This is a genomic window from Gardnerella washingtoni, assembly GCF_049262705.1.
In the GTDB taxonomy this organism is placed as follows: domain Bacteria; phylum Actinomycetota; class Actinomycetes; order Actinomycetales; family Bifidobacteriaceae; genus Bifidobacterium; species Bifidobacterium vaginale_D.
On sequence record NZ_CP058398.1, the window covers coordinates 1,198,717 to 1,221,347 of the forward strand.

Annotated in this window: 34 protein-coding genes; all 34 read right to left on the reverse strand. The window is 48.1% G+C overall.

Annotated elements, in window-relative coordinates; all coding sequences use genetic code 11:
• Positions 1–75: 75 nt before the first annotated feature.
• On the reverse strand, positions 76–510 hold the full coding sequence (gene rplQ, locus HXT28_RS04540) for a 50S ribosomal protein L17 (RefSeq protein ID WP_004129014.1): 435 nt from the start codon (positions 508–510) through the stop codon (positions 76–78).
• Between the two features lie 77 nt (positions 511–587).
• Entirely contained in the window at positions 588–1,583 is a 996-nt protein-coding gene (locus tag HXT28_RS04545; RefSeq protein ID WP_016636912.1) for a DNA-directed RNA polymerase subunit alpha, read from the reverse strand.
• A 79-nt stretch (positions 1,584–1,662) separates the two neighbouring features.
• Positions 1,663–2,061, reverse strand: coding sequence for a 30S ribosomal protein S11 (gene rpsK, locus HXT28_RS04550; RefSeq protein WP_064347226.1), 399 nt, complete (start codon positions 2,059–2,061; stop codon positions 1,663–1,665).
• Positions 2,062–2,144: 83 nt separating this feature from the next.
• Positions 2,145–2,522: a 30S ribosomal protein S13 gene (gene rpsM / locus HXT28_RS04555; protein WP_016637793.1), complete on the reverse strand. Its 378-nt coding sequence runs from the start codon at positions 2,520–2,522 to the stop codon at positions 2,145–2,147.
• 143 nt (positions 2,523–2,665) lie between these two features.
• Positions 2,666–2,779 (reverse strand): 50S ribosomal protein L36, encoded by a 114-nt coding sequence (rpmJ, locus tag HXT28_RS04560; protein ID WP_003842636.1) that lies wholly within the window; start codon positions 2,777–2,779, stop codon positions 2,666–2,668.
• A gap of 21 nt (positions 2,780–2,800) precedes the next feature.
• Complete coding sequence (infA, locus tag HXT28_RS04565; protein ID WP_004129021.1) at positions 2,801–3,019, reverse strand: translation initiation factor IF-1; 219 nt, start codon at positions 3,017–3,019, stop codon at positions 2,801–2,803.
• 149 nt (positions 3,020–3,168) lie between these two features.
• Positions 3,169–3,729, reverse strand: a complete 561-nt coding sequence (locus HXT28_RS04570; protein ID WP_016637792.1) for an adenylate kinase — start codon at positions 3,727–3,729, stop codon at positions 3,169–3,171.
• Positions 3,730–3,763: 34 nt separating this feature from the next.
• On the reverse strand, positions 3,764–5,104 hold the full coding sequence (secY, locus tag HXT28_RS04575; RefSeq protein WP_016637791.1) for a preprotein translocase subunit SecY: 1,341 nt from the start codon (positions 5,102–5,104) through the stop codon (positions 3,764–3,766).
• A gap of 194 nt (positions 5,105–5,298) precedes the next feature.
• Positions 5,299–5,754 carry a 50S ribosomal protein L15 gene (rplO, locus tag HXT28_RS04580; protein ID WP_016637790.1) on the reverse strand — a complete coding sequence of 152 codons (456 nt, stop codon included), beginning with the start codon at positions 5,752–5,754 and terminating at the stop codon, positions 5,299–5,301.
• Positions 5,755–5,756: 2 nt separating this feature from the next.
• Positions 5,757–5,939, reverse strand: a complete 183-nt coding sequence (rpmD, locus tag HXT28_RS04585) for a 50S ribosomal protein L30 (protein WP_004105491.1) — start codon at positions 5,937–5,939, stop codon at positions 5,757–5,759.
• Positions 5,939–6,667, reverse strand: a complete 729-nt coding sequence (gene rpsE / locus HXT28_RS04590; RefSeq protein WP_004134284.1) for a 30S ribosomal protein S5 — start codon at positions 6,665–6,667, stop codon at positions 5,939–5,941. The genes rpmD and rpsE overlap by 1 nt, the downstream gene beginning before the upstream one ends.
• The gene (rplR, locus tag HXT28_RS04595; protein WP_016637789.1) at positions 6,664–7,035 is read right to left on the reverse strand and encodes a 50S ribosomal protein L18; all 372 of its coding nucleotides are present in this window, start codon (positions 7,033–7,035) and stop codon (positions 6,664–6,666) included. The genes rpsE and rplR overlap by 4 nt, the downstream gene beginning before the upstream one ends.
• Before the next feature lies 1 nt (position 7,036).
• Positions 7,037–7,576 (reverse strand): 50S ribosomal protein L6, encoded by a 540-nt coding sequence (gene rplF, locus HXT28_RS04600; RefSeq protein WP_016637788.1) that lies wholly within the window; start codon positions 7,574–7,576, stop codon positions 7,037–7,039.
• A 16-nt stretch (positions 7,577–7,592) separates the two neighbouring features.
• On the reverse strand, positions 7,593–7,991 hold the full coding sequence (gene rpsH, locus HXT28_RS04605) for a 30S ribosomal protein S8 (RefSeq protein ID WP_004105495.1): 399 nt from the start codon (positions 7,989–7,991) through the stop codon (positions 7,593–7,595).
• 86 nt (positions 7,992–8,077) lie between these two features.
• Positions 8,078–8,263, reverse strand: a complete 186-nt coding sequence (locus tag HXT28_RS04610) for a type Z 30S ribosomal protein S14 (RefSeq protein WP_003808046.1) — start codon at positions 8,261–8,263, stop codon at positions 8,078–8,080.
• 1 nt (position 8,264) lies between these two features.
• The gene (rplE, locus tag HXT28_RS04615) at positions 8,265–8,837 is read right to left on the reverse strand and encodes a 50S ribosomal protein L5 (RefSeq protein WP_016637787.1); all 573 of its coding nucleotides are present in this window, start codon (positions 8,835–8,837) and stop codon (positions 8,265–8,267) included.
• A complete protein-coding gene (gene rplX / locus HXT28_RS04620) occupies positions 8,834–9,169 on the reverse strand; it encodes a 50S ribosomal protein L24 (protein WP_004129050.1) in 336 nt (111 codons plus the stop codon). The genes rplE and rplX overlap by 4 nt, the downstream gene beginning before the upstream one ends.
• A gap of 1 nt (position 9,170) precedes the next feature.
• On the reverse strand, positions 9,171–9,539 hold the full coding sequence (gene rplN, locus HXT28_RS04625) for a 50S ribosomal protein L14 (RefSeq protein WP_004129052.1): 369 nt from the start codon (positions 9,537–9,539) through the stop codon (positions 9,171–9,173).
• Positions 9,540–9,629: 90 nt separating this feature from the next.
• Positions 9,630–9,896, reverse strand: a complete 267-nt coding sequence (gene rpsQ, locus HXT28_RS04630) for a 30S ribosomal protein S17 (protein WP_004114365.1) — start codon at positions 9,894–9,896, stop codon at positions 9,630–9,632.
• 2 nt (positions 9,897–9,898) lie between these two features.
• Positions 9,899–10,150, reverse strand: coding sequence for a 50S ribosomal protein L29 (gene rpmC, locus HXT28_RS04635; RefSeq protein WP_016637767.1), 252 nt, complete (start codon positions 10,148–10,150; stop codon positions 9,899–9,901).
• Positions 10,150–10,569, reverse strand: coding sequence for a 50S ribosomal protein L16 (gene rplP, locus HXT28_RS04640; RefSeq protein ID WP_004109684.1), 420 nt, complete (start codon positions 10,567–10,569; stop codon positions 10,150–10,152). Before rplP ends, rpmC begins: the two co-directional genes overlap by 1 nt.
• Positions 10,570–10,573: 4 nt before the next feature.
• Positions 10,574–11,389 (reverse strand): 30S ribosomal protein S3, encoded by an 816-nt coding sequence (gene rpsC / locus HXT28_RS04645; protein WP_016637764.1) that lies wholly within the window; start codon positions 11,387–11,389, stop codon positions 10,574–10,576.
• A gap of 2 nt (positions 11,390–11,391) precedes the next feature.
• The gene (gene rplV / locus HXT28_RS04650; protein WP_004105510.1) at positions 11,392–11,751 is read right to left on the reverse strand and encodes a 50S ribosomal protein L22; all 360 of its coding nucleotides are present in this window, start codon (positions 11,749–11,751) and stop codon (positions 11,392–11,394) included.
• Positions 11,752–11,767: 16 nt separating this feature from the next.
• Positions 11,768–12,046: a 30S ribosomal protein S19 gene (gene rpsS, locus HXT28_RS04655; protein WP_004114357.1), complete on the reverse strand. Its 279-nt coding sequence runs from the start codon at positions 12,044–12,046 to the stop codon at positions 11,768–11,770.
• 15 nt (positions 12,047–12,061) lie between these two features.
• Positions 12,062–12,892, reverse strand: coding sequence for a 50S ribosomal protein L2 (gene rplB / locus HXT28_RS04660; RefSeq protein WP_016638107.1), 831 nt, complete (start codon positions 12,890–12,892; stop codon positions 12,062–12,064).
• A gap of 34 nt (positions 12,893–12,926) precedes the next feature.
• Positions 12,927–13,223, reverse strand: coding sequence for a 50S ribosomal protein L23 (gene rplW / locus HXT28_RS04665; RefSeq protein WP_064347255.1), 297 nt, complete (start codon positions 13,221–13,223; stop codon positions 12,927–12,929).
• A gap of 5 nt (positions 13,224–13,228) precedes the next feature.
• Positions 13,229–13,894 carry a 50S ribosomal protein L4 gene (rplD, locus tag HXT28_RS04670; RefSeq protein WP_016636488.1) on the reverse strand — a complete coding sequence of 222 codons (666 nt, stop codon included), beginning with the start codon at positions 13,892–13,894 and terminating at the stop codon, positions 13,229–13,231.
• Between the two features lie 5 nt (positions 13,895–13,899).
• A complete protein-coding gene (gene rplC, locus HXT28_RS04675; protein ID WP_016636487.1) occupies positions 13,900–14,550 on the reverse strand; it encodes a 50S ribosomal protein L3 in 651 nt (216 codons plus the stop codon).
• A gap of 14 nt (positions 14,551–14,564) precedes the next feature.
• Positions 14,565–14,873 carry a 30S ribosomal protein S10 gene (gene rpsJ, locus HXT28_RS04680; protein WP_003808013.1) on the reverse strand — a complete coding sequence of 103 codons (309 nt, stop codon included), beginning with the start codon at positions 14,871–14,873 and terminating at the stop codon, positions 14,565–14,567.
• A gap of 363 nt (positions 14,874–15,236) precedes the next feature.
• On the reverse strand, positions 15,237–17,942 hold the full coding sequence (adhE, locus tag HXT28_RS04685; RefSeq protein ID WP_016636486.1) for a bifunctional acetaldehyde-CoA/alcohol dehydrogenase: 2,706 nt from the start codon (positions 17,940–17,942) through the stop codon (positions 15,237–15,239).
• A 453-nt stretch (positions 17,943–18,395) separates the two neighbouring features.
• Positions 18,396–18,884 carry a 30S ribosomal protein S9 gene (gene rpsI, locus HXT28_RS04690; protein ID WP_016636485.1) on the reverse strand — a complete coding sequence of 163 codons (489 nt, stop codon included), beginning with the start codon at positions 18,882–18,884 and terminating at the stop codon, positions 18,396–18,398.
• 17 nt (positions 18,885–18,901) lie between these two features.
• The gene (gene rplM, locus HXT28_RS04695) at positions 18,902–19,351 is read right to left on the reverse strand and encodes a 50S ribosomal protein L13 (protein WP_016636484.1); all 450 of its coding nucleotides are present in this window, start codon (positions 19,349–19,351) and stop codon (positions 18,902–18,904) included.
• 249 nt (positions 19,352–19,600) lie between these two features.
• Positions 19,601–21,766, reverse strand: coding sequence for a 4-alpha-glucanotransferase (gene malQ / locus HXT28_RS04700; RefSeq protein ID WP_016636483.1), 2,166 nt, complete (start codon positions 21,764–21,766; stop codon positions 19,601–19,603).
• Positions 21,767–21,930: 164 nt separating this feature from the next.
• Entirely contained in the window at positions 21,931–22,563 is a 633-nt protein-coding gene (locus HXT28_RS04705; RefSeq protein WP_016636482.1) for a hypothetical protein, read from the reverse strand.
• Positions 22,564–22,631 lie beyond the last annotated feature (68 nt).

Genomic DNA, 22,631 nt, shown 5'->3' on the forward strand with positions numbered 1-22,631 from the left:
TAGCAATTCTTTAAAGAAACGATAAAACGCTTGACTTTAAGATTTACTTACCGATGCGTAAAGCTGGAATGCTGACTACTCAGCAGCTTCTTCTTTTGCTGCTACTTTAGTAGCTGCTTCAGCTTCCTTCACAACAGCCTTCTTTGGGCTTACTGGCTCAGTTACAAGCTCAATAATAGCCTGAGGAGCGGTATCGCCACGACGTGGAGCAATCTTCACGATGCGGGTATAACCGCCTTCACGCTGCTTCATCTGCTCAGCAATCTGAGTGAAAAGTACGTGAACTACGGACTTGTTGCGAATCACGCGCAACACGCGACGACGTGAATGCAAATCGCCACGCTTAGCGAATGAAATCAAACGCTCAGCAAGCGGACGAAGACGCTTTGCCTTTGGCAACGTCGTCACGATACGACCGTGCTGGAAAAGGCTGGTCGCCATGTTGGCCAGCATCAGGCGCTCATGAGCCGGGCTAGAAGCCAGACGAGGGCCTTGTTTCGGTGTAGGCATTATTACTCCTTATTGTCGCATCACTCAGGTGGGCATCAACCCGAACATCCGAATGTTGCGACGATTGCAGGTGGATCTTACTCGTCCTCAGGCGAGAAGAAAGTACCACCTTCGAGATTATTGGCGTCGAAGCCAATCGGCGAAGCCTTCAAAGACAGACCCATGGACTGTAACTTTTCTTTGACCTCATCGATAGATTTCATGCCGAAATTACGAATATCGAGCAAATCCTGCTCAGTGTGAACTACCAGCTCACCGACTGTATGAATACCTTCACGCTTCAAGCAGTTGTAGCTGCGCTGCGTAAGATTCATTTCTTCAATCGGTATAGCCAACTGAGAATCAGCTTCATCATGCGTTGGCGCTGGACCAACTTCCACACCTTCGGCCTCAACATTAAGCTCACGGCAGAGACCGAAAAGCTCAACCAAAGTCGAACCAGCAGATGCAACAGCATCGCGCGGTGTAATAGCTGGCTTGGTTTCCACATCCAGGATGAGCTTATCGAAGTCCGTGCGCTGTTCCACGCGGGTAGCTTCGACCTTATAGCTCACCTTCAAAACTGGTGAGTAGATCGAATCCACAGGAATGCGGCCGATTTCGCTGTTCTCCTGCTTGTTCATCTGAGCTGGCACATAACCACGACCACGTTCAACAGTAAACTCGATTTCAAGCTCACCATCTTCTGCAAGAGTGGCAATATGCAAGTCAGGATTGGCAATAGTTACACCAGCTGGAGGAGTAATATCTCCAGCAGTGGCCTCACCTTTACCATTCTTGCGCAGGTACATCACTACTGGCTCATCGTACTCACTGGTGAGCACGATACCCTTGATGTTCAGCAGAATTTCAGTGACATCTTCTTCAACACCTGGCAGAGTCGTAAACTCATGCAAAGCCCCAGAAATGCGTACCGAAGTAACGGCAGCACCCGGAATGGAGCTTAACAAAGTACGACGCAGCGAATTGCCGAGAGTATAACCAAAACCTGGCTCCAACGGCTCAATAATAAAACGAGAACGCTGGGGATTTAGTGATTCCTCGGTAAGTGTCGGACGCTGTGCGATAAGCACTTTGGTATCCTTTCAGCTTCTGGTCGGTGGTGCACTCGCCGCCCATAAGCGGGTTGGATGGATGGATTCGTAAGAGTGCTCAGACGCGGCGACGCTTTGGTGGGCGTACGCCGTTATGCGCTTGCGGGGTAACGTCGGTAATAGAACCAACTTCGAGACCCGCGGACTGGAGGGAACGGATAGCGGTTTCACGACCGGAACCTGGACCCTTAACAAACACGTCAACCTTCTTCAGGCCATGTTCCATTGCCTTACGAGCAGCAGACTCAGCGGCCATACCTGCAGCGTAAGGAGTTGACTTACGGGAACCCTTAAAGCCAACGTCACCACCGGAAGCCCAAGAAATGACTGCACCAGATGGATCGGTGATGGAAATAATCGTGTTATTGAATGTTGATTTAATATGCGCCTGCCCAACCGGCACCGACTTGCGGTCCCGGCGACGCGGCTTGCGCGAGGCTTGCTTTGCAGCTGCCATTGACCCTCGTTTCCTAATGACGAATGAGTTGGTATGTCTAGACGATGGAAATGTATCCGTGGTCTAGAGCCGACCACCGACTACTATCGGGTGGCCTTCTTCTTCCCGGCGACAGTACGCTTCGGACCCTTACGGGTGCGAGCATTAGTCTTGGTACGCTGACCACGCACAGGAAGACCCTTGCGATGACGCTGGCCTTGATAGCAGTTGATCTGAATCTTACGACGAATATCTGCATCAATCTCGCGACGCAAATCGCCTTCAATCTTATAGTTGGCCTCAAGATAATCACGCAAAGTGATTAACTGATCATCTGTAAGATCCTTGACGCGAGTGTCCGGATTAATACCGGTCGCGGCAAGCGTTTCCTTAGCGCGAGTACGACCAACACCAAAAATGTAAGTGAGGGCAATCTCAATGCGCTTCTCATTGGGAATATCTACTCCGGCAAGACGTGCCATTGTAATTCCTTTACTGTTACGCAGGTCGTGCACCAAGTCATCCGCATTATAGCAATCAAATGCGGCCTGGGCCTGCGCACCCAGGGTTCAGCTTCTGCTGTGACTTAGCGCCTTATTCTTTGTATTCCGCGATGGAAATCTGCTCAGCCTTGACGCTGCTTATGACGTGGGTTAATGCAGATTACCATGACGCGGCCGTGACGGCGGATCACGCGGCAGTTTTCGCAGATCCTCTTCACGCTAGGGCTGACCTTCATGGTTTTCCTTTGCTTGTACCTTTACTTATAACGGTACGTAATACGTCCACGATTCAAATCGTATGGACTCATCTCTAACACAACGCGATCCTGCGGAAGAATGCGAATATAATTCTTACGCATCTTTCCAGAAATCGTCGCCAACACGATGTGTTCATTCTCGAGCTGAACACGAAACATCGCGTTCGGCAGCGCTTCGACCACCTTGCCTTCGACTTCAATCACACCGTCTTTTGCCATGAGCCTCGTTCCGTTCCTTGGACATACTACTTTGCGTATCCGAAGACACGCCAATCTTCTATAATACAGGAAATGCGTCCCATACAACACTCGGCGTGTCGAACGAGACGCATTATACATCTTAATTGCGTATTTTTAAAATATGCAAATCAGTTCAATGACTCAACGATACGATTATTAATTTCTTCAATATCGCCAACACCATCAACTTCAACTAACTGACCACGACTATCGTAAATATCAAGCAGTGGAGCAGTCTCCCTTTCATACGTTTCCAAACGCTTAGCAATTACCTCAGGCGTATCATCAGAACGACCCTGCTCTACGGCACGCTTTTGCATACGCTCAAGCAAAACCTCACGCTCAGCCTCAAGAGCTACCACATGATCAAGTGGAGTACCAAGTTCCTCCAACATGCGATCCAAAGCCTGAACCTGAGAAGCATTTCGAGGATAGCCGTCGAGAATCCAACCATTCTTTGCATCAGCTTGCGCAAGACGATCCTTAACAATGGTATTCGTCAACTCATCTGGAACCAGTTCACCCTTATCAAGATAGCCCTGAACTTGCTTGCCAAGCTCAGTCTGGTTCTTCAGATTATAACGGAAAATATCACCTGTAGAAATTGCTGGAATGCCATAGTGCTCACTTAATAAAGCAGCTTGGGTTCCTTTACCTACACCCTGTGGCCCCATAATCAGCAATCGCATATTTATCTCCTTGCTTTACTAACTGTAACTATATTCACTTAGATACTTGCTTTTGCTCATCATGTTTGAACAAGAATCCAGCGTACTGGAATTGTTCAGTCTGAGCCTTTGCTTGACGTAAAGTATCCAAACCAACACCTGCGATAATCAAAATGGTTGTACCGCCAAATGGCAATTTAGTATTTAAGTGCAAAGCCATAATTAAAACGGTAGGAATCAAGGCAACAAAAAGCAGATAAATAGCGCCAACAGTGTTCAATCTGTTCATAACATAGGTCAAGTAACGACTTGTGGCACTACCGGCACGAATGCCAGGAATAAAGCCACCGTATTCCTTCATATTATCTGCAGATTCATCCGTATTAAAAGTAATCTCGGTGTAGAAGAAGCAGAAGAACACAATCATTACTGTGTAAAGACCTATATACCAAGCTGAAGTTGAATTAGCTAAGTTAAGTTCAATCCAATTAACCCACGGTTGACGCTTATCTCCAAACTGAGCAATAAGCGTAGGAACAGCAAGAATTGAAGAAGCAAAGATTGGTGGAATAACGCCGCTCATATTAATCTTCAATGGCAAGTAAGTGGAAGATCCACCATACATCTTGCGGCCAATCATGCGACGCGTATACTGCACAGGAATACGACGCTGCGCAAGCTCCACAAAATCAACAAAAATAAGAATAACAAGCAGAACACCGGCAACAATCGAGAACTTAGTCCAATCGCCATTAGAACCGTTAGTACCCCAACCAATGTCCCAAAGCTTTGGCAAGAAGCCAGAGCAGATAGACATAAAGATTAAGACGGACATACCCTGACCAATACCTTTATCGGTAATAAGTTCTGCCATCCACATAATAAGACCCGTACCGCCGGTCATAATCAAAACCATGACGATAAGGCTCCAGAAACTGCCATCAGGAATAACCTGACCGCACTGATAATTAAACAAAGCACCCGAACGAGCAGTTACCAAAATAGTTGTCGACTGCAATACAGCCAAGCCAATAGTGAGGTAACGCGTGTACTGCGTGAGCTTTGTTTCGCCAGACTGACCTTCCTTATGCAAAGCCTCAAAACGTGGAATCACAACACGAAGCAGCTGAATCACAATGGAAGCCGTAATGTAAGGCATTACACCCAAAGCAAAAATGGAAAGCTGCAACAGCGAACCACCAGAGAATAAGTTGACTAACCCAATAAAGTTCTCTTTAGACGAAGCCAACTTAGCTGTGCAAGCACGAATTACTTTATAATCGACACCTGGAATCGGAATAAACGAACCGATACGGTAGATGATAATCATAGCGAAGACGAAGAGGATCTTATTCCTCAACTCTTTCGTCCTGAAGGCCTGGATTAACGTTTTCACCTGGGTCTTCCTCCCTTTTTTCGCGCACTCCTAGGCGCAACAGTGCAAAAACAAACTCTGAGGCAATAGTGTATCTCACGGTGCCTACTGAACAAGATTATTGGTGAGTTTTAACGATAAAAATAGTCCCCCTAGACAATGCTAGAGGGACTATCAACAGCTTTATAACTGCATCAAGCTTCAAGTAGTATTAACTACTCTTCGCTAACAGAGCCGCCTGCAGCCTCAACCTTTGCCTTAGCAGAAGCAGAAGCCTTCATACCCTTAAGAGTCAAAGCAACAGTCAATTCGCCATCGCCAAGAACCTTTACAGGGTAGCCATCGCGCACAGCGCCCTTGGCAATAAGGTCAGCAACAGTAACTTCCCCACCCTGTGGGAAAAGTTCAGCTAGAGCTGCAACGTTGACGACCTGGAACTCCTTCTTGAAAGGACTCTTAAAGCCACGCAACTTAGGCAAGCGCATGTAAAGTGGAAGCTGACCACCTTCAAAGCCAGGACGAACCTGATAACGCTTCTTTGTGCCCTTGTCACCACGACCTGAGGTCTTACCCTTAGAGCCTTCACCACGACCTACGCGGATGCGATCCTTCTTAGCTCCTGGAGCTGGACGCAACGTGTGCATATGCAGCATTGGTTCTTCGTTAGCCATAATCAGTCGACCTCCTCGACGCTCACCAGGTGGCGCACGGCCATGACCAAGCCACGATTGACGGGGGTGTCTTCGCGAACTACGCTGTGACCAATCTTATGAAGGCCAAGCGTATGGACGTTCGCACGCTGGCGCTCAGTGGTGTGAACCAAACCGTGCACCAGAGTGATCTTCAAATTTGACATCACTCACCATCCTTTGCTTCAGCTGCCTTGGCGGCCTGAGCTTCTTCGCGAGCCTTACGAGCCTCGGCAATGCCGGCAGCACGCTCACGGAGCAAAGCATCAGGAGCGACTTCCTCAAGAGAAAGACCACGACGAGCAGAAATCTCTTCTGGCTCTTCGAGCTTCTTCAAAGCGTCCACAGTAGCACGAACCACGTTTACAGCAGTCGCAGAGCCCATGGACTTGGTGAGAATGTCGGTAATACCAGCGCATTCCATGACGGCACGCACAGCGCCACCAGCGATTACACCAGTACCTGGAGCAGCTGGACGAAGCAGCACAGTACCAGCAGCATCGTGACCGAGCACTGGATGAGTGACGGTACCACGAATGCGTGGAACAGTGAACATATGCTTCTTTGCGTCGAGCTGACCCTTAGCGATAGCTGCTGGAACTTCACGAGACTTGCCATAACCAACACCAACAGTGCCCTTACCGTCACCAACAACAACAAGTGCTGCAAAGCTAAAAGTACGACCACCTTTATGGGTCTTGGAAACACGGTTAATAGTAACTACGCGATCCAGAAGCTCCTCGCCGCGGTTTTCTTCACGACGATTACGACGCTCACCACGCTTGCCCTCGCCCTTATTACGGCGAGAACGGCGATCATCATTGCGTTCCTCAGCGGATGCCTGAGTGTTCTGAGTTTCTTCAGCCACTTGGGTTTCCTTTTCGTTGTCGCTCACAGTGCCAGACCTCCCTGACGGGCGCCTTCAGCCACTGCTGCGACGCGACCATGATACTTGTTACCGCCACGGTCGAAGACTACAGCGGTAATACCAGCTTCCTTCGCCTTAGCTGCTACCAATTCGCCAACCTTGGTTGCAGCTTCAGTCTTCGTACCAGTGAAACCAGCGAAGTCAGCAGTTAAAGTGGAGGCACTCACCAAAGTAATACCTTTGACATCATCCACAATCTGAGCAACCATGTGACGGTTAGAACGAGAAACAACTAAACGAGGACGTTCAGAGGTGCCAGCAATACGCTTACGAAGACGGGCGTGACGACGCAAACGTGCGACTTTGGTACCCTTACCGAAAATCTTAACGCTCATATCACTTACCAGCCTTTCCAGCCTTGCGCAGGATACGTTCATCGGTGTACTTAATACCCTTACCCTTGTAAGGTTCTGGTGCACGAAGCTTACGAATATTGGCAGCAACCTGGCCAACAATCTGCTTATCAGTGCCCTTAACGATTACCTGGTTAGGATTTGGCAACTCGAACTCAATACCTGCTGGTGGTTGAACTGTAATAGTGTGAGAATAACCGAGCGAGAACTCAATGCCCTTGCCCTTCATTACAGCACGATAACCGGTACCAACAATATCCAAAGTCTTGGTGTAGCCATCATGCACACCCTTAACCATGGAAGCAACGATTGCACGAGCCAAACCATGCTTTGCACGAGTTGGACGCAAATCATCAACTGGAGTCAGAACAATCTGATTCTCAGCAACTTCCGCGGTAATACCCTCTGGAATTTCATAGGAGTCAGAACCCTTAGCGCCCTTAACGCTGAAGGACTGACCTTCAATCTTTACTTCCACGCCTGCAGGAATGTCGACGGGGAGCTTACCAATATGCGATGCCATCTTCAGCTCTCCTTTCTCACCATACGTAGGCGACAATTTCGCCGCCAATGCCTCGGTCGAGGCATTCCTTCTGAGTCAACAATCCCGAGCTGGTCGAGATAATAGCGATACCGAGGCCACCAAGAGGCATTGGCAAAGCATCAGACTTAGCGTAACGACGCAAGCCTGGCTTGGAGATGCGCTTGATGCCCTGGATAGAACGCTGGCCATTGGAGCCATACTTCAACGTAATTTCCAACGTCTGTCCAACCTTAGCTTCCTTAGCAGCAAAGTCCTTAATATAGCCTTCGTGCTTCAGAATCTCGGCAATATTCGCCTTGAATTTGGAGTACGGCATTTCCACGGTATCGTGCTTTGCCGCGCTCGCATTACGCAGACGTGTCAACATGTCTGCGATTGGATCTGTCATTGTCATGTGGGCTAACGCCCTTTCTCGCCGTGGTTTCCACCGCCCCTATATGAGACATCTGTCTTCGGGCAGTGGACCTTCAGCGTCGATATTTACCAACTGGACTTCGTAACACCCGGCAACTCACCGCGATGAGCCTTCTCACGAAGGCAAATGCGGCACAGACCGAACTTGCGATACACGGAGTGAGGACGACCACAAACCTGGCAACGCGTATAAGCGCGCACCTTGAACTTCGGCTTAGCGGCCGCCTTGTTTTTCAGAGCGGTTTTTGCCATTTCAGTTCTCCTTGAATGGGAAACCGAGGTGCTTAAGCAAAGACTTGGCCTCCACATCGTCCTTGGTGGTAGTCACCACGGTGATGTCCATACCACGCTGATGATCAATCGAGTCAGGATCAATCTCATGGAACATAGACTGTTCCGTAAGACCGAAGTTGTAATTACCCTGACCGTCAAACTGGTTGCCGTTAATACCACGGAAATCGCGGATACGAGGCAAAGCCAGAGTAAGCAAACGATCCAAGAATTCCCACATACGATCGCCACGAAGTGTTACGTAAGCACCAATTGCCTGACCTTCACGCAAATGGAACTGCGCAACAGACTTCTTTGCCTTGGTAACCTTCGGCTTCTGACCGGTAATCAAAGTGAGATCCTTAATCGCACCCTCGATGAGCTTGGAATCACGAGCTGCAGCACCGACGCCCATAGAGACGACAACCTTCTGCACTCGAGCCACCTGCATAGGATTAGTGTGGCTGAATTCCTTTTCCAAGGCTGGAACGATTTCATCCTTGTATTGTTGCTTTAAGCGCGGAGTTGCCGGCAACTCAACTGTAGTATCGGTCATGCCAGCTCCTTTCCGGACTTCTTGGCGACACGCACGCGCACGGTCTTAACCTTGCCGTCACGAGCCTCTTGCTTAACAATCACGCCAACGCGAGTAGGCTGCTTGGTTTCTGGATCAATAACCATCACATTAGAGCGATGGATTGGAGCCTCAACCGAAACAATGCCCGACTGCTGACCCTGCTGGGTGGCGCGAACGTGCTTCTTAACGACCTGAACGCCTTCTACGACCAAACGGTCATCGGCAAGCACGCGAAGTACTTTACCTTCTTTACCGCGATCCTTACCGCGGATAACCTTCACCTGGTCGCCGGACTTAATCTTGGCTACCATATCAGATCACCTCCGGGGCAAGGGACACAATCTTCATGAAGTGCTGATCACGCAATTCACGACCGACTGGTCCGAAGATACGAGTGCCTTTTGGTTCACGGCCAGAGCCGAGAATGACGGCGGCGTTCTCATCGAACTTAATATAGGAACCATCGACACGGCGATGTTCCTTGACAGTACGGACGACGACAGCCTTAACTACGTCGCCTTTCTTGACCGACCCGCCAGGGATCGCGTCCTTGACGGAGGCGACGATGATGTCGCCGATGCCGGCATAGCGTCGCTTCGATCCACCGAGCACGCGGATGGCAAGCAATTCCTTGGCACCCGTGTTGTCGGCGACATGAAGCCGCGTTTCCTGCTGAATCATTGATTCTCCTTAGCCGAGCTGGTTCTCCCCACTCACCTGTGCCTGCCAAAAAGCAGACACAGGTGAAGCGCGGAGCCTTGCCGAACTTGTTTACTTGGCGCGCTCGATAATCGAGTCGAGACGCCAACGCTTGGTCTTGCTCAGTGGCCGAGTTTCCATAATACTCACGAGGTCGCCAATATGTGCCTCGTTGTGTTCATCATGGGCTTTGACCTTGCGGGTGGAGCGAACGACCTTACCGTAAAGCGGGTGTGTCGAACGCTGCTCCAGCTCAACGGCAATCGTCTTGTCCATGGCCTCGGACACGACGTAGCCGCGACGAACCTTGCGGAAGTTGCGCTCTTGGTTCTCAGCCATGCTTACTTCTCCTTGACCTCAGTGGCGCCAGGCTCTTGGCTGATGCCGAGTTCACGCTCACGCAGGATAGTATACATCCTGGCAATGTCGTGCTTGACCGCCTTGAGGCGAGCGCTATTTTCGAGTTGACCGGTTGCTGCTTGGAAGCGCAAGTTGAAAAGCTCTTCCTTAGACTTCTTCAAGAAGCCTTCAATCTCAGCATTAGTCTTCTCGCTCAAATTCTTGATGGTGTAGTCTGCAGTTCCGACTGGCATCAGATGTCACCGCCTTCACGCGCAATAACACGGCATTTCATTGGGAGCTTATCGATAGCGCGACGCAAAGCCTCGCGAGCGATGTCCTCAGAAACACCACCGATCTCGAACATTACGCGACCTGGGTGAATGTTGGCAATCCAGAATTCTGGAGCACCCTTACCGGAACCCATTCGCGCACCAAGCGGGTGCTTGGTTAATGGACGATCTGGGAAGATCGTAATCCACACACGACCGCCACGCTTAATGTAGCGGGTCATTGCGATACGAGCTGCCTCGATCTGTCGATTAGTGATGTAGGCCGGAGCCAGCGCCTGAATACCGAAATCGCCGAAAGCAATCTCAGTGCCACCCTTAGACATGCCGCTACGGGTAGGACGGTGCTGTTTACGATATTTAGTCCTCTTTGGGATAAGCATCTGCTCACTCCTTCGTTTCCGTTGCGGCAGGAGCTTCAGCAGCTGCAGCTTCAGCTGGCTTTTCAGCCTTTGCTTCAGCAGCCTTCTGCTGGTTAGCAGGACGTGCGCCACGGCGTGGACGACGATCGCCACGACGACCTTCACGCTTACCCTGCTGAGCCTGCTGCTCTTCAAACTCACGCTCGGTCATATCACCCTTGTAAATCCAGACCTTAACGCCAATACGGCCGTAAGTGGTCTTAGCTTCAAAGAAGCCATAATCAATCAGGGCGCGAAGGGTCTGCAGCGGAACGCGACCCTCACGATAGAACTCAGAACGGCTCATTTCGGCGCCACCAAGGCGACCAGAGAGCTTAATACGGATACCCTTGGCACCTGCACGCATAGCGTCCTGCTGTGCCTTACGCATAGCGCGACGGAATGTAACGCGGTTTGTCAACTGCTCCGCAATTCCCTGAGCAACCAACTGAGCGTCAAGTGCAGCATTCTTCACCTCAAAGATGTTGAGCTGTACTTGCTTGCCTGTGAGCTTCTCAAGCTTTGCACGAACGCGCTCAGCTTCAGCGCCACGACGACCGATAATAATACCTGGACGAGCGGTGTGGATATCAACACGCACACGATCGCGAGTACGTTCAATAACAACGCGAGACACGCCTGCACGTTCGAGGTCATGGCTCATTTCCTTGCGAATCTTGTCATCCTCAAGGACGAAGTCACGATAACGCTCGCCAGTCTTGTTGGAGTCGGAGAACCACTTAGAACGATGATTCTCAGTGATGCCCAAACGATAGCCGAAAGGATTAATCTTCTGACCCATCTTTAGCGGGCTCCTTCCTTAAGCGAGACGATAACAGTGATATGGCTGGTACGCTTGTTAATGCGTGCAGCGCGACCTTGTGCACGAGCACGGAAACGCTTCAACGTTACGCCCTCATCCACATAGGTTTCCTTGATGACCAAGTCCTGCTCACGGAATGGTTCACCGGCTTTTTCAGCCTTCACGCGAGCATTAGCGATCGCGCTTTCAAGAACCTTACGCACCGGAAGAGATGCGTCCTGGGGAGCAAACTTCAAAATGGTAATAGCTTCGCTTGCACGCTTGCCTCGGATGAGGTCGACCATGCGGCGAGCCTTGCGCGGCGTCACGCGGACGTGACGAGCGATTGCTTTAGCTTCCATGTGTCCTAACTCTCCTTTAGCGGCGTGCCTTTTTGTCGTCCTTCACATGACCCTTAAAGGTCTTGGTCGGGGCGAACTCACCGAGCTTATGACCAACCATGGCTTCGGTAACGAATACCGGCACATGCTTACGGCCATCATGTACGGCAAAGGTGTGTCCAATGAAATCAGGAGTGATCATCGAACGACGCGACCACGTCTTAATGACGTTATGCGTGCCCTTGTCGTTTTGCTCGTCGACTTTCTTCTGCAAGTGGGCGTCGACGAAAGGGCCCTTCTTGATGCTACGAGTCATCTATTCGACACTCCCTTACTTGCGGTTCTTACCATTCGGGCGACGACGAACAATCATCTTGTTCGAAGCCTTCTTTGGACGACGTGTACGAACCTCGCCCTTGCCCCATGGAGAAACTGGCGGCTTGCCACCACGGGTACGACCACCATGTGGATGGTCCACAGGGTTCATGGATTCGCCTCGTGTGATTGGTCTACGACCAAGCCAACGAGCGCGACCAGCCTTACCAAGCTCAATATTGGCATGATCGGAATTACCAACTTCGCCAATCGTAGCGCGGCAACGAGCGTCTACGTTACGAATTTCACCAGATGGCATACGCAACTGAGCATAAGCACCATCCTTAGCTACGAGCTGAACGGCTGCACCCGCAGAACGAGCAATCTTTGCGCCACCAAGTGGACGAAGCTCGATTGCATGAACCACAGTACCGGTTGGAATGTTCTTAAGAGGCAGGTTGTTACCTGGCTTAATATCAGCCTGAGCACCAGTCTCAATAACATCACCCTGGGCAACGCCTTCAGGAGCGATAATATAACGCTTCTCACCATCTGCGTAATGCAGCAATGCGATGCGAGCGGAACGGTTAGGGTCATACTCAATATGAGCAACCTTTGCTGGCACGCCATCTTTGTCCCAACGCTTAAAATCGATGAGACGGTATTGACGCTTGTGACCGCCACCGCGATGGCGAGAAGTCATGCGGCCGTAAGAATTACGACCACCAGTTTTGCTGAGTTTGCGTACCAACGATTTTTCAGGCGTAGAACGCGTAATTTCGGCAAAATCCGAAACCGAAGCGTTGCGACGGCCTGCAGTCGTCGGCTTATAAACGCGGATAGCCATAATATAGTATTCCTTTACTTTTCTCGGCTAGCCTTCAGTTACCAAAGATGTCAATCGTTTGACCTTCAGCCACGGTGACAATAGCACGCTTCTGATTTACACGACGGCCGAAACCGGTGCGAGAGCGCTTCAACTTGCCAGCGCGGTTCAAAGTGTTAACGTTTGTCACCTTGACCTTGAAGATTTCTTCGATAGCCTGCTTAATCTGAACTTTGTTAGCATCTGGAGCCACTACGAAAGTGTACTGACCACGATCAGAAGCTGCATAACTTTTTTCAGAAACAACTGGCTTGAGAATTACGTCATATGCTGGGTTATGGACTGCGACCATTGAAATCAGGCCTCCTTAACGACAGGCTCGGTCTTAGCAGCAACGAAGGCATCAAAACCTTCCTTGGAGAAGACGACGTACTGAGCTGTAACAACATCGTAGGTGTTAAGCTGATCAGCAAAGATCACATGCACCGTTGGAATATTGCGTACAGACATCCACTCGTTGATATTTTCACGAGAAAGCACAACAGTGGTGAACTGGTTATTAGTCACAGGAGTAAGTGCTGCAACAGCTGCCTTGGTAGATGGAACATCTTTAATACCAAAATCAACTACAGCAATACGTCCAGCATTTGCACGATCCGAAAGAACATAACGAAGAGCAGCTGCCTTCATCTTCTTTGGAGTACGCTGATCGTACTTACGAGGAACTGGACCGTGAACAACACCACCATGTACCCACTGTGGAGCACGAATGGAGCCCTGACGAGCACGACCGGTGCCCTTCTGCTTCCAAGGCTTCTTACCGCCACCGGAAACATTAGCACGATTCTTCACAGCATGAGTGCCCTGGCGAGCAGCAGCAAGCTGAGCGATTACGACCTGATGAACCAATGGGCCGTGAGCCAAAACGTCTTCGTTGGAGATGCCGAAAATATCAGCAGGAGCTTCAACAGTGCCGTTTACCTTACCCGTGGTATCAGTGACGTTCAGAGTTACGTTTGCCATAGTTATCAGGCTCCCTTCACTGCCGAACGGACGAGAACGATTGCACCCTTAGGACCTGGAACAGCGCCCTTAATAGCGAGAATGCCATTCTCGACATCCGAAGAAACGATGGTGAGGTTGAGTGCAGTGGAGGTCACATGACCCATGCGACCAGCCATACGCTTGCCCTTCAAAATGCGGCTTGGAGTTGCGCAAGCGCCCACAGAACCTGGGCGACGTTCATTCTTGTGCGAGCCGTGAGTACGACGATAGGACTTAAAGCCCCAACGCTTAATTGTGCCAGCAAAGCCTTTACCCTTGGTAGTGCCAGTGACATCTACTTCAGAACCTTCAGCGAACACTTCAGCAGTCAATTCTTGACCTGGCTGATATTCTGCTGCGTTCTCCGTGCGTACCTCAGCGAGGTGACGACGAGGAGTGACGCCAGCCTTTGCAAAATGACCAGCTAATGGCTTAGTCACCTTGGTAGGATCAATCTGGCCATAACCGAGCTGAACAGCGCAATAGCCGTCAGATTCTACGGTCTTTACAGCGGTAACTACATTGGTAGCAACCTCAACCAGCGTTACGGGGACGAAGAAGCCGTTTTCATCCCAAACCTGCGACATACCCAGCTTGCGACCGAGCAATGCAGTGCGATTCTTATTCTGCGACATTATTCTCCCCCTTCCTACAGCTTGATCTCGATGTTTACATCCGCAGGCAGGTCAATGTGCATCAAAGAATCCACAGCCTTTGGCGTTGGATCTACGATGTCAATGAGGCGCTTATGAGTGCGCATCTCGAAATGCTCGCGAGAATCCTTATACTTATGAGGAGAACGGATAACAACAAACACGTTCTTCTCGGTCGGCAGAGGAACCGGACCCACTACTGTGGCGCCCGCGTTCGTCACCGTCTCGACGATTTTCTTCGCCGATTGGTCGATGACCTCATGGTCATAGGACTTAAGCCTGATGCGGATTTTCTGTCCCGCCATTGCCGTCCGCCCTTTCTAGCGATTCGTTTACTGTTTACCAACCTGAATTCAAGGACACCGGCGAGAATAGACATTAAAAAGTCATTCCACATCAGTGCGCAGCCACAAAAACTCATTCTCATGAAAAGTTTTCGCTTCTGCGCTCGCTTTTTTTGATTCAATATGCGAGCCTTAAAACAGGCAACTGAACAATTAAACCATCAACCTTGGATTAACAAAAATCGGGCGTGTCGGTTATTTTTCAACAAAAATGGCAGAGACCACAGCTAGTGCAATCTCTGCCATCAGCAACTAAATACACATTAATTTTATGATATATACCAATGTCGTACTTAGTAGATTATTTGCGAATAATATATACAATTACTTTGTTTCACGCTCTATACGCAGACGATGACCTTCTTCTTGTGAAACACCATAATATGCAGCAATAGCAATATCTTTCATATCCTCAATCTGAGGAATGCGAGGATTTGCAGGAGCACATTGATCTTCGTATGCACGCATGCCAATGTGATCAAGCATCGACCAGTAATACTCTTCATCTACACCACAAGCTTTAAATGAAGCATCCATGCCAAGTTTTTGATCACGATACATCTCTACAGCATGTGCAAGATTTTCCACACCTTCTTCTGGAGTCTTGCCTGGATTAATACCCAGATTCTTAGCAAGTTCTTGATAACGCTCAACCGCAATATAACGGTTGTACTTTGGCCAGCTTGTTGGCTCTTGAGGAATACGACCATTGTAACGAATAATATATGGTAACAGAATTGCATTCGTATGACCATGCACCACATGACACAATGCACCAATAGTATGAGCCATAGCGTGGCACATACCAAGGAACGCTGAACCAAAAGCCATGCCAGCCATAGTTGCAGCATTATGCATTTTTTCTTGTGCTTCAATCTTACGCTGAGAATCCTCAGCATTAACAGAATCGCTAAGATTCTCCCAAATAAGTTTAGCTGCGTGCAATGCCATTGCGTCTGTGAAATCGTTTGCGTAAACAGACACATAAGCTTCCATAGCATGAGTCAAAGCATCAAAGCCAGAATCGCAAGCCAAGCGACGAGGCTGAGTGCGAGCAAGCACAGGATCAACAATGGCAACAGAAGGCGTCAAAGCGTAATCAGTTACAGGATACTTGTAACCAGTTTTGTGATCAGTAATAACCGCAAATGGCGTAACTTCGGAACCAGTTCCGGAAGAAGTTGGGATGCACACCAACTTAGCTTTACTTCCGAGAGGTGGAATCTTAAAAGCACGCTTACGAATATCGAAGAACTTTTCGCGCAAATCAGCGAAAGAAATCTCCGGATGCTCATACATAAGCCACATAATCTTCGAAGCATCCATTGGAGAGCCGCCGCCAACAGCAATAATGGTATCCGGCTGGAACTCCTCACGCATCATCTCAGCACCGCGCTCAACAGTTTCCACGCTTGGCTCAGGCTCAACGTAATCAATAATGCGGAAAGTAACACGATTATCACGCGCACGCAACTGATCAATAATCTTATCGACTACTCCCAGCTGTTCCATAACTTTATCGCACACGATAACTGCGCGCTCAATACCATACATATCTCGCAAATAACGAACAGCATTCGGCTCAAAATATGTTTTAGCCGGAATCTTAAACCATTGCATGTTATTATTCCTTCGTGCGATTCGCTTAATATTAAGAAGATTTACAGCTTGTACGTTGCCGGAAACAGAATTGCCACCGTATGAACCGCAGCCAAGCGTAAGCGACGGAGCAATCGAATTGTAAATATCGCCTACACCACCAAGAGATCCTGGAGAATTCCAAATAATACGGCAAGCATGCATACGAACACCGTATTCGCGCACAAGATCTTGATTATTCGTGTGAATTACAGCAGTGTGACCGGCTCCATGAACAAGCATTTGCTCGCACATTTCAAAGCCTTGCTCCTTATTTTCTGCTCGCAACATTGCATGCACAGGAGCAAGCTTTTCCATGGTAAGCGGCTCCATTTCGCCAACTTCTTTGCACTCGGCAATCAAAATCACTGCATCTTCTGGAATTTCAAAACCAGCTTCGTGCGCAATATATTGTGGAGATTTACCAGGAACTACTGAATTTAACTTTGGAGTTTGACCAGAATATGATGTGCAGCCAAACATGTACTGCTCAAGCTTTGCTTTTTCCTCAGCATTTACAACATAAGCCTTACGGCGCTTTAATTCGCGAAGCAAAGGATCATAAACATCCGTATGCGCAATAATAGCTTGTTCTGTTGCACAAATCATGCCGTAATCAAAATGCTTAGAAAGAATCAAATCGTTAGCTGCACGAGCGATATCAACATCAGCATCAACATACGCTGGAGCGTTTCCAGCACCTACACCAAGCGCAGGCTTACCGGAAGAATAAGCTGCCTTTACCATTCCAGGTCCGCCGGTTGCAAGAATCGTTGCAATCTTCGGATGTTTCATTAAGGCACCAGTAGCCGCAATAGAAGGGTGCTCAATCCATTGAATACAATCCTTAGGAGCGCCAGCAGCTACAGCAGCATCACGCACAACGCGAGCTGCTTCAGCAGAACACTTTTGAGCGAAAGGATGGAATCCAAAAATAATTGGGCAACGAGTCTTAAGTGCAATAAGCGACTTAAAAATAGCTGTAGAAGTTGGGTTAGTTACTGGAGTTACGCCAGCAACAATACCAACTGGTTCAGCAATCTCATCAATACCCAACACGTCATCTTCGCGAATAATCCCAACCGTGCGCTGCCCAGCTAAATAATGCGTAATATGTTCACATGCAAAAATGTTTTTCGTTGCTTTATCTTCAACTAAACCACGACCAGTTTCATCAACTGCCATTTTTGCCAGTACTAAATGTTTATTGAGCGCTGCAACGGAAGCTTTAGCGACGATATGATCAATCTGTTGCTGATTGAGCTTCTCAAACTCATCTAAAGCATGAGTTGCTTTTGTAACAAGCTGATCAACTTCCTGCTGTGCAGCTAACACAGTATCGTCAACCTCATTAGTTTTACCAGCTTCGGCTTGATGTTGTGCCTCAACCATGAGTATCCTCCTCGATCTTTCCAGCAACGGTATTCATAGCAAATTATCAGCATGCCGATTATTGTTCACGCAAATATGTGATACAAGTCACAATTTATCCCCTTTGGTGTACTTTCTTATATTTGAAGCGAGTTGCGCTATTTATGAGCGAGGTTTATCCTCTAATGTTTGATATTTGTGCACATTTGTAATTATTTATGTTCGATTATCAAGTAAATTTTCTAGAATGTTAAGTTTAGATGTTAGTTATAAACTATTTTTAACAAAATTAATAATAGGTAATTTATTTGGTAATGTAACGTATATATACGCAGTTTCTTAGACTTGTTGCGAGAGTGAAATTGCTTATCTTATAGCATTCCGCGCTAATACTTTATCAATTCTCATCTAAGTACAAAAAATGGCTTCAAGCAAAAGCCAGAAGCCATTTTGTAACATATAAATTCGCGAAACTTAACGCTTCGAGAACTGAGGTGCACGACGTGCCTTGTGCAAACCAGCCTTCTTGCGTTCCACAACGCGAGCGTCGCGGGTCAAGAAGCCAGCCTTCTTCAAAGCAATACGGTTTGCATCACGATCGATAGCGTTCAAAGCACGAGCCACGCCCAAACGAATAGCACCAGCCTGGCCGGTAGTGCCGCCGCCGTCCACGAGAACAACAACGTCAAACTTGCCTTCAAGCTTGAGCAACACGATTGGTGAATTCACTTCGCGCTGCAACAGGCGGGATGGGAAGTACTCTTCCAAAGTGCGGCCATTGATGGTCCACTTGCCGGAGCCTGGAACCAAACGCACGCGAGCAACAGCTTCCTTACGACGACCAGTGCCGTAGCCTGGCTCAATAGCGGAAGTACCAGTGCCTGCACCAGCGTTAGTTTCAGTGGTGTAGCTAGTCAGTTCTTCTTCGTTTTCAAGAACCGCGGAGTTGTTATTTTCTGCCATATCTATTCTCCTTGATCTCACTTAGCCTGCTGAGAGACCTGAGCGATCTCGAAGACCTGTGGCTTCTGCGAAGTGTGCGGATGCTCAGCGCCAGTGAACACACGAAGGCGATCAAGCTGCACCTTAGCAAGACGATTCTTTGGAAGCATGCCTTTGACAGCAGCCATGATGATGCGCTTTGGATTCTTCTCCAAAAGCTCTGCATAGCTGTCACGACGAAGGCCACCTGGACGACCAGAATGGGAATACAATTCCTTGCTCAACTTGTTACCGGTCAAAGCAATCTTTTCAGCGTTAATAATAATAACGTGATTGCCTGAATCGGCGTGAGGAGCAAACGTTGGCTTATTCTTACCACGCAGCAAAATTGCTACCTGAGAAGCCAAACGACCAAGTACCACGTCAGTGGCATCGATAATGTACCAGTCATGAGTTAAATCTGCTGGTTTCGGTGTGAAAGTCTTCACAATCGTACCTTTTCTCTATTGTGTTTCGAGCATTATATTTCCTCGGTTTTAAGAAAACACGTGCTCATAATCCGTGGGCTCCCTGAAAGTCCTCGATGGCGAGTGGGAAAAGCGCTTTGAAGGACCCCTTAGGGAAACACAACAATCTATAAGTATATCGCTAACAGGCGACTACTCGCAAGTGTCTATTTTTATATGAGGCTACGACGAATTGCAACATAGTCACCTAACAGCTCACTTAACAAAACATCATGCATTCATAATTGCAGAAAGTGATTGCACTCGAGGCAAATCAAACATAGTATCCAAAGACACAGGATTGCCATCAGCATCAGCTAGCGGAATACGCCAATTCGGGTATTCATCATTAGTACCAGGCTGATTTTGTGCTCGATACTCACCAACTGCATCAACCAAAGAAGCAGCAAGCAATCTGGAAGGAGCAGCCTTTAAAGCGCGGTACAAAGCTTCCACGATTTCCTGAGTATGAGCAGCTTCGTCAGCAAGCAGCTGAGCATCTAAATATCCACCTTTTACGAGCATACGCAGCATAGCGCGATGCTCAGCTTCAGCGCCAGCACGAAATTCTTCAACAGAACCCGTAAGCAAGTGCAAACGCTCGCGAATATTAACCTGCTCATAACGCAAGTAACCAGCAGCAGGTGGCAAATCGTGTGTATTGACAGAAGCGAGCGTCATTTCACGCCACTTTTGAGGCATACGGAACTCTCCATCACGTTCCTCAAACCATGCAACAGTGCAACCAAGCACAGCTTTCCTACGTAATACTTCTAAAGCATTAGCTGGTAGTACACCCAAATCTTCACCAACAACTACACCGTGAGCTCGAGCAGCTTCGACTGCTAAAATGCCAAGCATAATGTCTGCATCGTAATAAACGTAAGCACCACCGCTTGGAGCTGAACCTTCTGGAATCCACCACAAGCGGAAAAGTCCAAGAATGTGATCAATTCGCACAGCACCAGCTGAAGCAAACATGCCATGAACCATATCCCGATATGTACGGAACCCTGTACGCTCAAGTTCGAACGGGTGCAGAGGAGGCTGAGACCAATCCTGGCCTTGTTGATTGAAGTAATCAGGCGGCGCTCCAACAGTGGCACCATTAGCAAAACGCTCAGGGTTCCACCAAACTTCAGATCCTGCTGGATGCACGCCAACAGCCATGTCGGACATAATACCAATTTTCATACCAGCATCACGAGCAGCAACTTGAGCGTCGTGCAACTGCGCGAAAGCAATCCACTCAAGCCAACGATAAAATTCAAGCGTATCTGGAAAATGCTCAGTTAGCTCGCGTACCTGATCAGAATTCTTAGTAAGAACACGCTCCCAGCAATCATCACCCTTTGGAGCACCCCACTTGTCGTAACACAAGCACCACGTAGCATAAGACTCAAGTCGATCACCCATTTCTTGCTTAAACTCATCAAATACACGAGCACGCTCTTGAGACATACCGGCTTTGAAAATCAGCCATAATGCACGCATTTTTACACGCCACATAGCATCGCGATCAATAATTTGTGCATCGTTATTAAGCGGTTCTACTTGATCGTGCAAATCATCAATTTCATCGCGAGTTTTATTATCCAATGTTGCATATTCTGGAATGCTTTCTGGATGAATATACGTTACATTCACCATGCCACGAGCAACTGGCAGGTATGGCGATGGTGTTAACGGAGCTACAGGCTCACCAGCATGCATTGGATTAATTAATATAAAATCAGCACCAGTTTTTTGTTTAGCTTGAGTAAGGAGCGTTGCCAAATCAGCAAAATCACCAACACCCCAAGATTGAGAAGAACGAATTGAATAAAGCTGAGCCATCCATCCCCAAAGCTGTTCACCATTAGGTTCAAGGGAATCCAGCGTAGAAATACTTTCTGGAGCACTAATGAGTGTTGCTTCCTCTTGTCGGTCACCAATTTTTACACACAATGTGTGATAACCCATTGGCACATCTTCAGGAATCTTCAATAAAGATGTTGCTACAAATTTGCCATTTACAGGATATGCTACATCATTCTCATTAGGGACAATCGTTAAGTCACCTTTGTATGGTTCACCATTTTCCAACGTCAAAGTTGCTACCGGATACTCAAGTATTCCGGTATTTACAGGCACTTCATCACAAATACCGACAGTATGCAGAACCGTTGGGGCAATAATCCTGCTGTGACGGTATTCCAAAATATTTTGCGTTGATTTTTCTATTGCATCATCGCTAGAAGCATCTACACCTAGTGCACCCAAAACAGACACTAATACGTTATCTTGAATTTCGTGTTCTTTATTATCTGAACCAGTAAAGCGCACACCAACACCCATCAATTCGGCGAGACGGTGTAGAGGCGTCATTGCGGTCACTTCTTCCGTTGTATTGTTCATATACTCCACCGTAATCTATATCAAGTCCGATATCGAAGAATTGTGAACTTTCGCACAATACACGCAAATCCACGATTACTATCGACATAAGCAACAAGTTCAATTATTTCAAACATATTGCCGACATATGTTTACATAGCTAACAACAGTTAATATACATGTAGCTATTCACGTGAGCAACGACTGCGCGCCGCCAATGACACATCCTCTGCTTTATCACTGCAAAGAGTTTGCAAAACATTTTGTGGAACACCAGGATTTAAAGCAACAGCACGACGAACCATTACAGCCAATACTTGGGGAGCATTTTCCTCAATACTTACACCAAGAGAAGCGAGATATTGCAAAGTTTCTGCACCAACTCCATCACATTCTGCACCTTCTAAACGCATTTTCCAAGATGCTTTTGGATTGCACAATGCTGCATCACGAACAGCAGGACTTGGATCTTTAGTAAGTCTTCCTACTAACCAATTTTTAGCATCACGATTTTTCGCAACAGCTAAGCGAACATTATCTGCAGCATCTTCTGAAAGTTTCACTAGTATATTCGGAAATGGCATTACAGTAGCCAAATAAATGCGGTCCTCTTCTGGAGTATTCGCATTACCAGCAACAGCTTCCAACAAAGACGTGGCACGAGAAAATGCAGCCTGATCAGAACGATCCGGTAACTCACGCCTTGCAAATTCATGCAATTCTGCAGAATCTTTGCTATGCCGTAAATGTTCATACACTGTAGTTAAAGGCTCATATGCTTCATCCTGATTCGTCTGCTGTTCATTAGTTTTATTCATGAAAATCACCTGTAACGCTTATGCACGACTTATCGCAACACATATACCAATACCGATGTAAACATGCC

Bases quoted from the DNA above. Each gene is read 5' to 3' on its own strand.
- rplP (WP_004109684.1), bottom strand. From the start codon at position 10,569: ATGCTTATCCCAAAGAGGACTAAATATCGTAAACAGCACCGTCCTACC.
- rplV (WP_004105510.1), bottom strand. From the start codon at position 11,751: ATGGAAGCTAAAGCAATCGCTCGTCACGTCCGCGTGACGCCGCGCAAG.
- rplO (WP_016637790.1), bottom strand. From the start codon at position 5,754: ATGGCTAACGAAGAACCAATGCTGCATATGCACACGTTGCGTCCAGCT.
- HXT28_RS04610 (WP_003808046.1), bottom strand. From the start codon at position 8,263: ATGGCAAAAACCGCTCTGAAAAACAAGGCGGCCGCTAAGCCGAAGTTC.
- rplF (WP_016637788.1), bottom strand. From the start codon at position 7,576: ATGGCATCGCATATTGGTAAGCTCCCCGTCGACATTCCTGCAGGCGTG.
- rplX (WP_004129050.1), bottom strand. From the start codon at position 9,169: ATGGTAGCCAAGATTAAGTCCGGCGACCAGGTGAAGGTTATCCGCGGT.
- HXT28_RS04570 (WP_016637792.1), bottom strand. From the start codon at position 3,729: ATGCGATTGCTGATTATGGGGCCACAGGGTGTAGGTAAAGGAACCCAA.
- rpsK (WP_064347226.1), bottom strand. From the start codon at position 2,061: ATGGCAGCTGCAAAGCAAGCCTCGCGCAAGCCGCGTCGCCGGGACCGC.
- rpsI (WP_016636485.1), bottom strand. From the start codon at position 18,884: ATGGCAGAAAATAACAACTCCGCGGTTCTTGAAAACGAAGAAGAACTG.
- rpsM (WP_016637793.1), bottom strand. From the start codon at position 2,522: ATGGCACGTCTTGCCGGAGTAGATATTCCCAATGAGAAGCGCATTGAG.
- adhE (WP_016636486.1), bottom strand. From the start codon at position 17,942: ATGGTTGAGGCACAACATCAAGCCGAAGCTGGTAAAACTAATGAGGTT.
- infA (WP_004129021.1), bottom strand. From the start codon at position 3,019: ATGGCAAAAGACGGTGTGATTGAAGTCGAAGGCAAGGTGGTCGAAGCG.
- rplN (WP_004129052.1), bottom strand. From the start codon at position 9,539: ATGATTCAGCAGGAAACGCGGCTTCATGTCGCCGACAACACGGGTGCC.
- rplC (WP_016636487.1), bottom strand. From the start codon at position 14,550: ATGTCGCAGAATAAGAATCGCACTGCATTGCTCGGTCGCAAGCTGGGT.
- rplQ (WP_004129014.1), bottom strand. From the start codon at position 510: ATGCCTACACCGAAACAAGGCCCTCGTCTGGCTTCTAGCCCGGCTCAT.
- malQ (WP_016636483.1), bottom strand. From the start codon at position 21,766: ATGAACAATACAACGGAAGAAGTGACCGCAATGACGCCTCTACACCGT.
- rplW (WP_064347255.1), bottom strand. From the start codon at position 13,223: ATGGTCGCAGTCCATAACCCAGCATATGACGTAATTCTCAAGCCAGTT.
- rplD (WP_016636488.1), bottom strand. From the start codon at position 13,894: ATGGCAAACGTAACTCTGAACGTCACTGATACCACGGGTAAGGTAAAC.
- rpmD (WP_004105491.1), bottom strand. From the start codon at position 5,939: ATGTCAAATTTGAAGATCACTCTGGTGCACGGTTTGGTTCACACCACT.
- rpsH (WP_004105495.1), bottom strand. From the start codon at position 7,991: ATGACAATGACAGATCCAATCGCAGACATGTTGACACGTCTGCGTAAT.
- rpmC (WP_016637767.1), bottom strand. From the start codon at position 10,150: ATGCCAGTCGGAACTGCAGACTACACCATCAAGAATTTGAGCGAGAAG.
- rpsJ (WP_003808013.1), bottom strand. From the start codon at position 14,873: ATGGCGGGACAGAAAATCCGCATCAGGCTTAAGTCCTATGACCATGAG.
- rpsQ (WP_004114365.1), bottom strand. From the start codon at position 9,896: ATGGCTGAGAACCAAGAGCGCAACTTCCGCAAGGTTCGTCGCGGCTAC.
- rplE (WP_016637787.1), bottom strand. From the start codon at position 8,837: ATGACCGATACTACAGTTGAGTTGCCGGCAACTCCGCGCTTAAAGCAA.
- HXT28_RS04705 (WP_016636482.1), bottom strand. From the start codon at position 22,563: ATGAATAAAACTAATGAACAGCAGACGAATCAGGATGAAGCATATGAG.
- rpsS (WP_004114357.1), bottom strand. From the start codon at position 12,046: ATGACTCGTAGCATCAAGAAGGGCCCTTTCGTCGACGCCCACTTGCAG.
- rpsC (WP_016637764.1), bottom strand. From the start codon at position 11,389: ATGGGTCAGAAGATTAATCCTTTCGGCTATCGTTTGGGCATCACTGAG.
- rplB (WP_016638107.1), bottom strand. From the start codon at position 12,892: ATGGCTATCCGCGTTTATAAGCCGACGACTGCAGGCCGTCGCAACGCT.
- rpmJ (WP_003842636.1), bottom strand. From the start codon at position 2,779: ATGAAGGTCAGCCCTAGCGTGAAGAGGATCTGCGAAAACTGCCGCGTG.
- rplR (WP_016637789.1), bottom strand. From the start codon at position 7,035: ATGAGCGTTAAGATTTTCGGTAAGGGTACCAAAGTCGCACGTTTGCGT.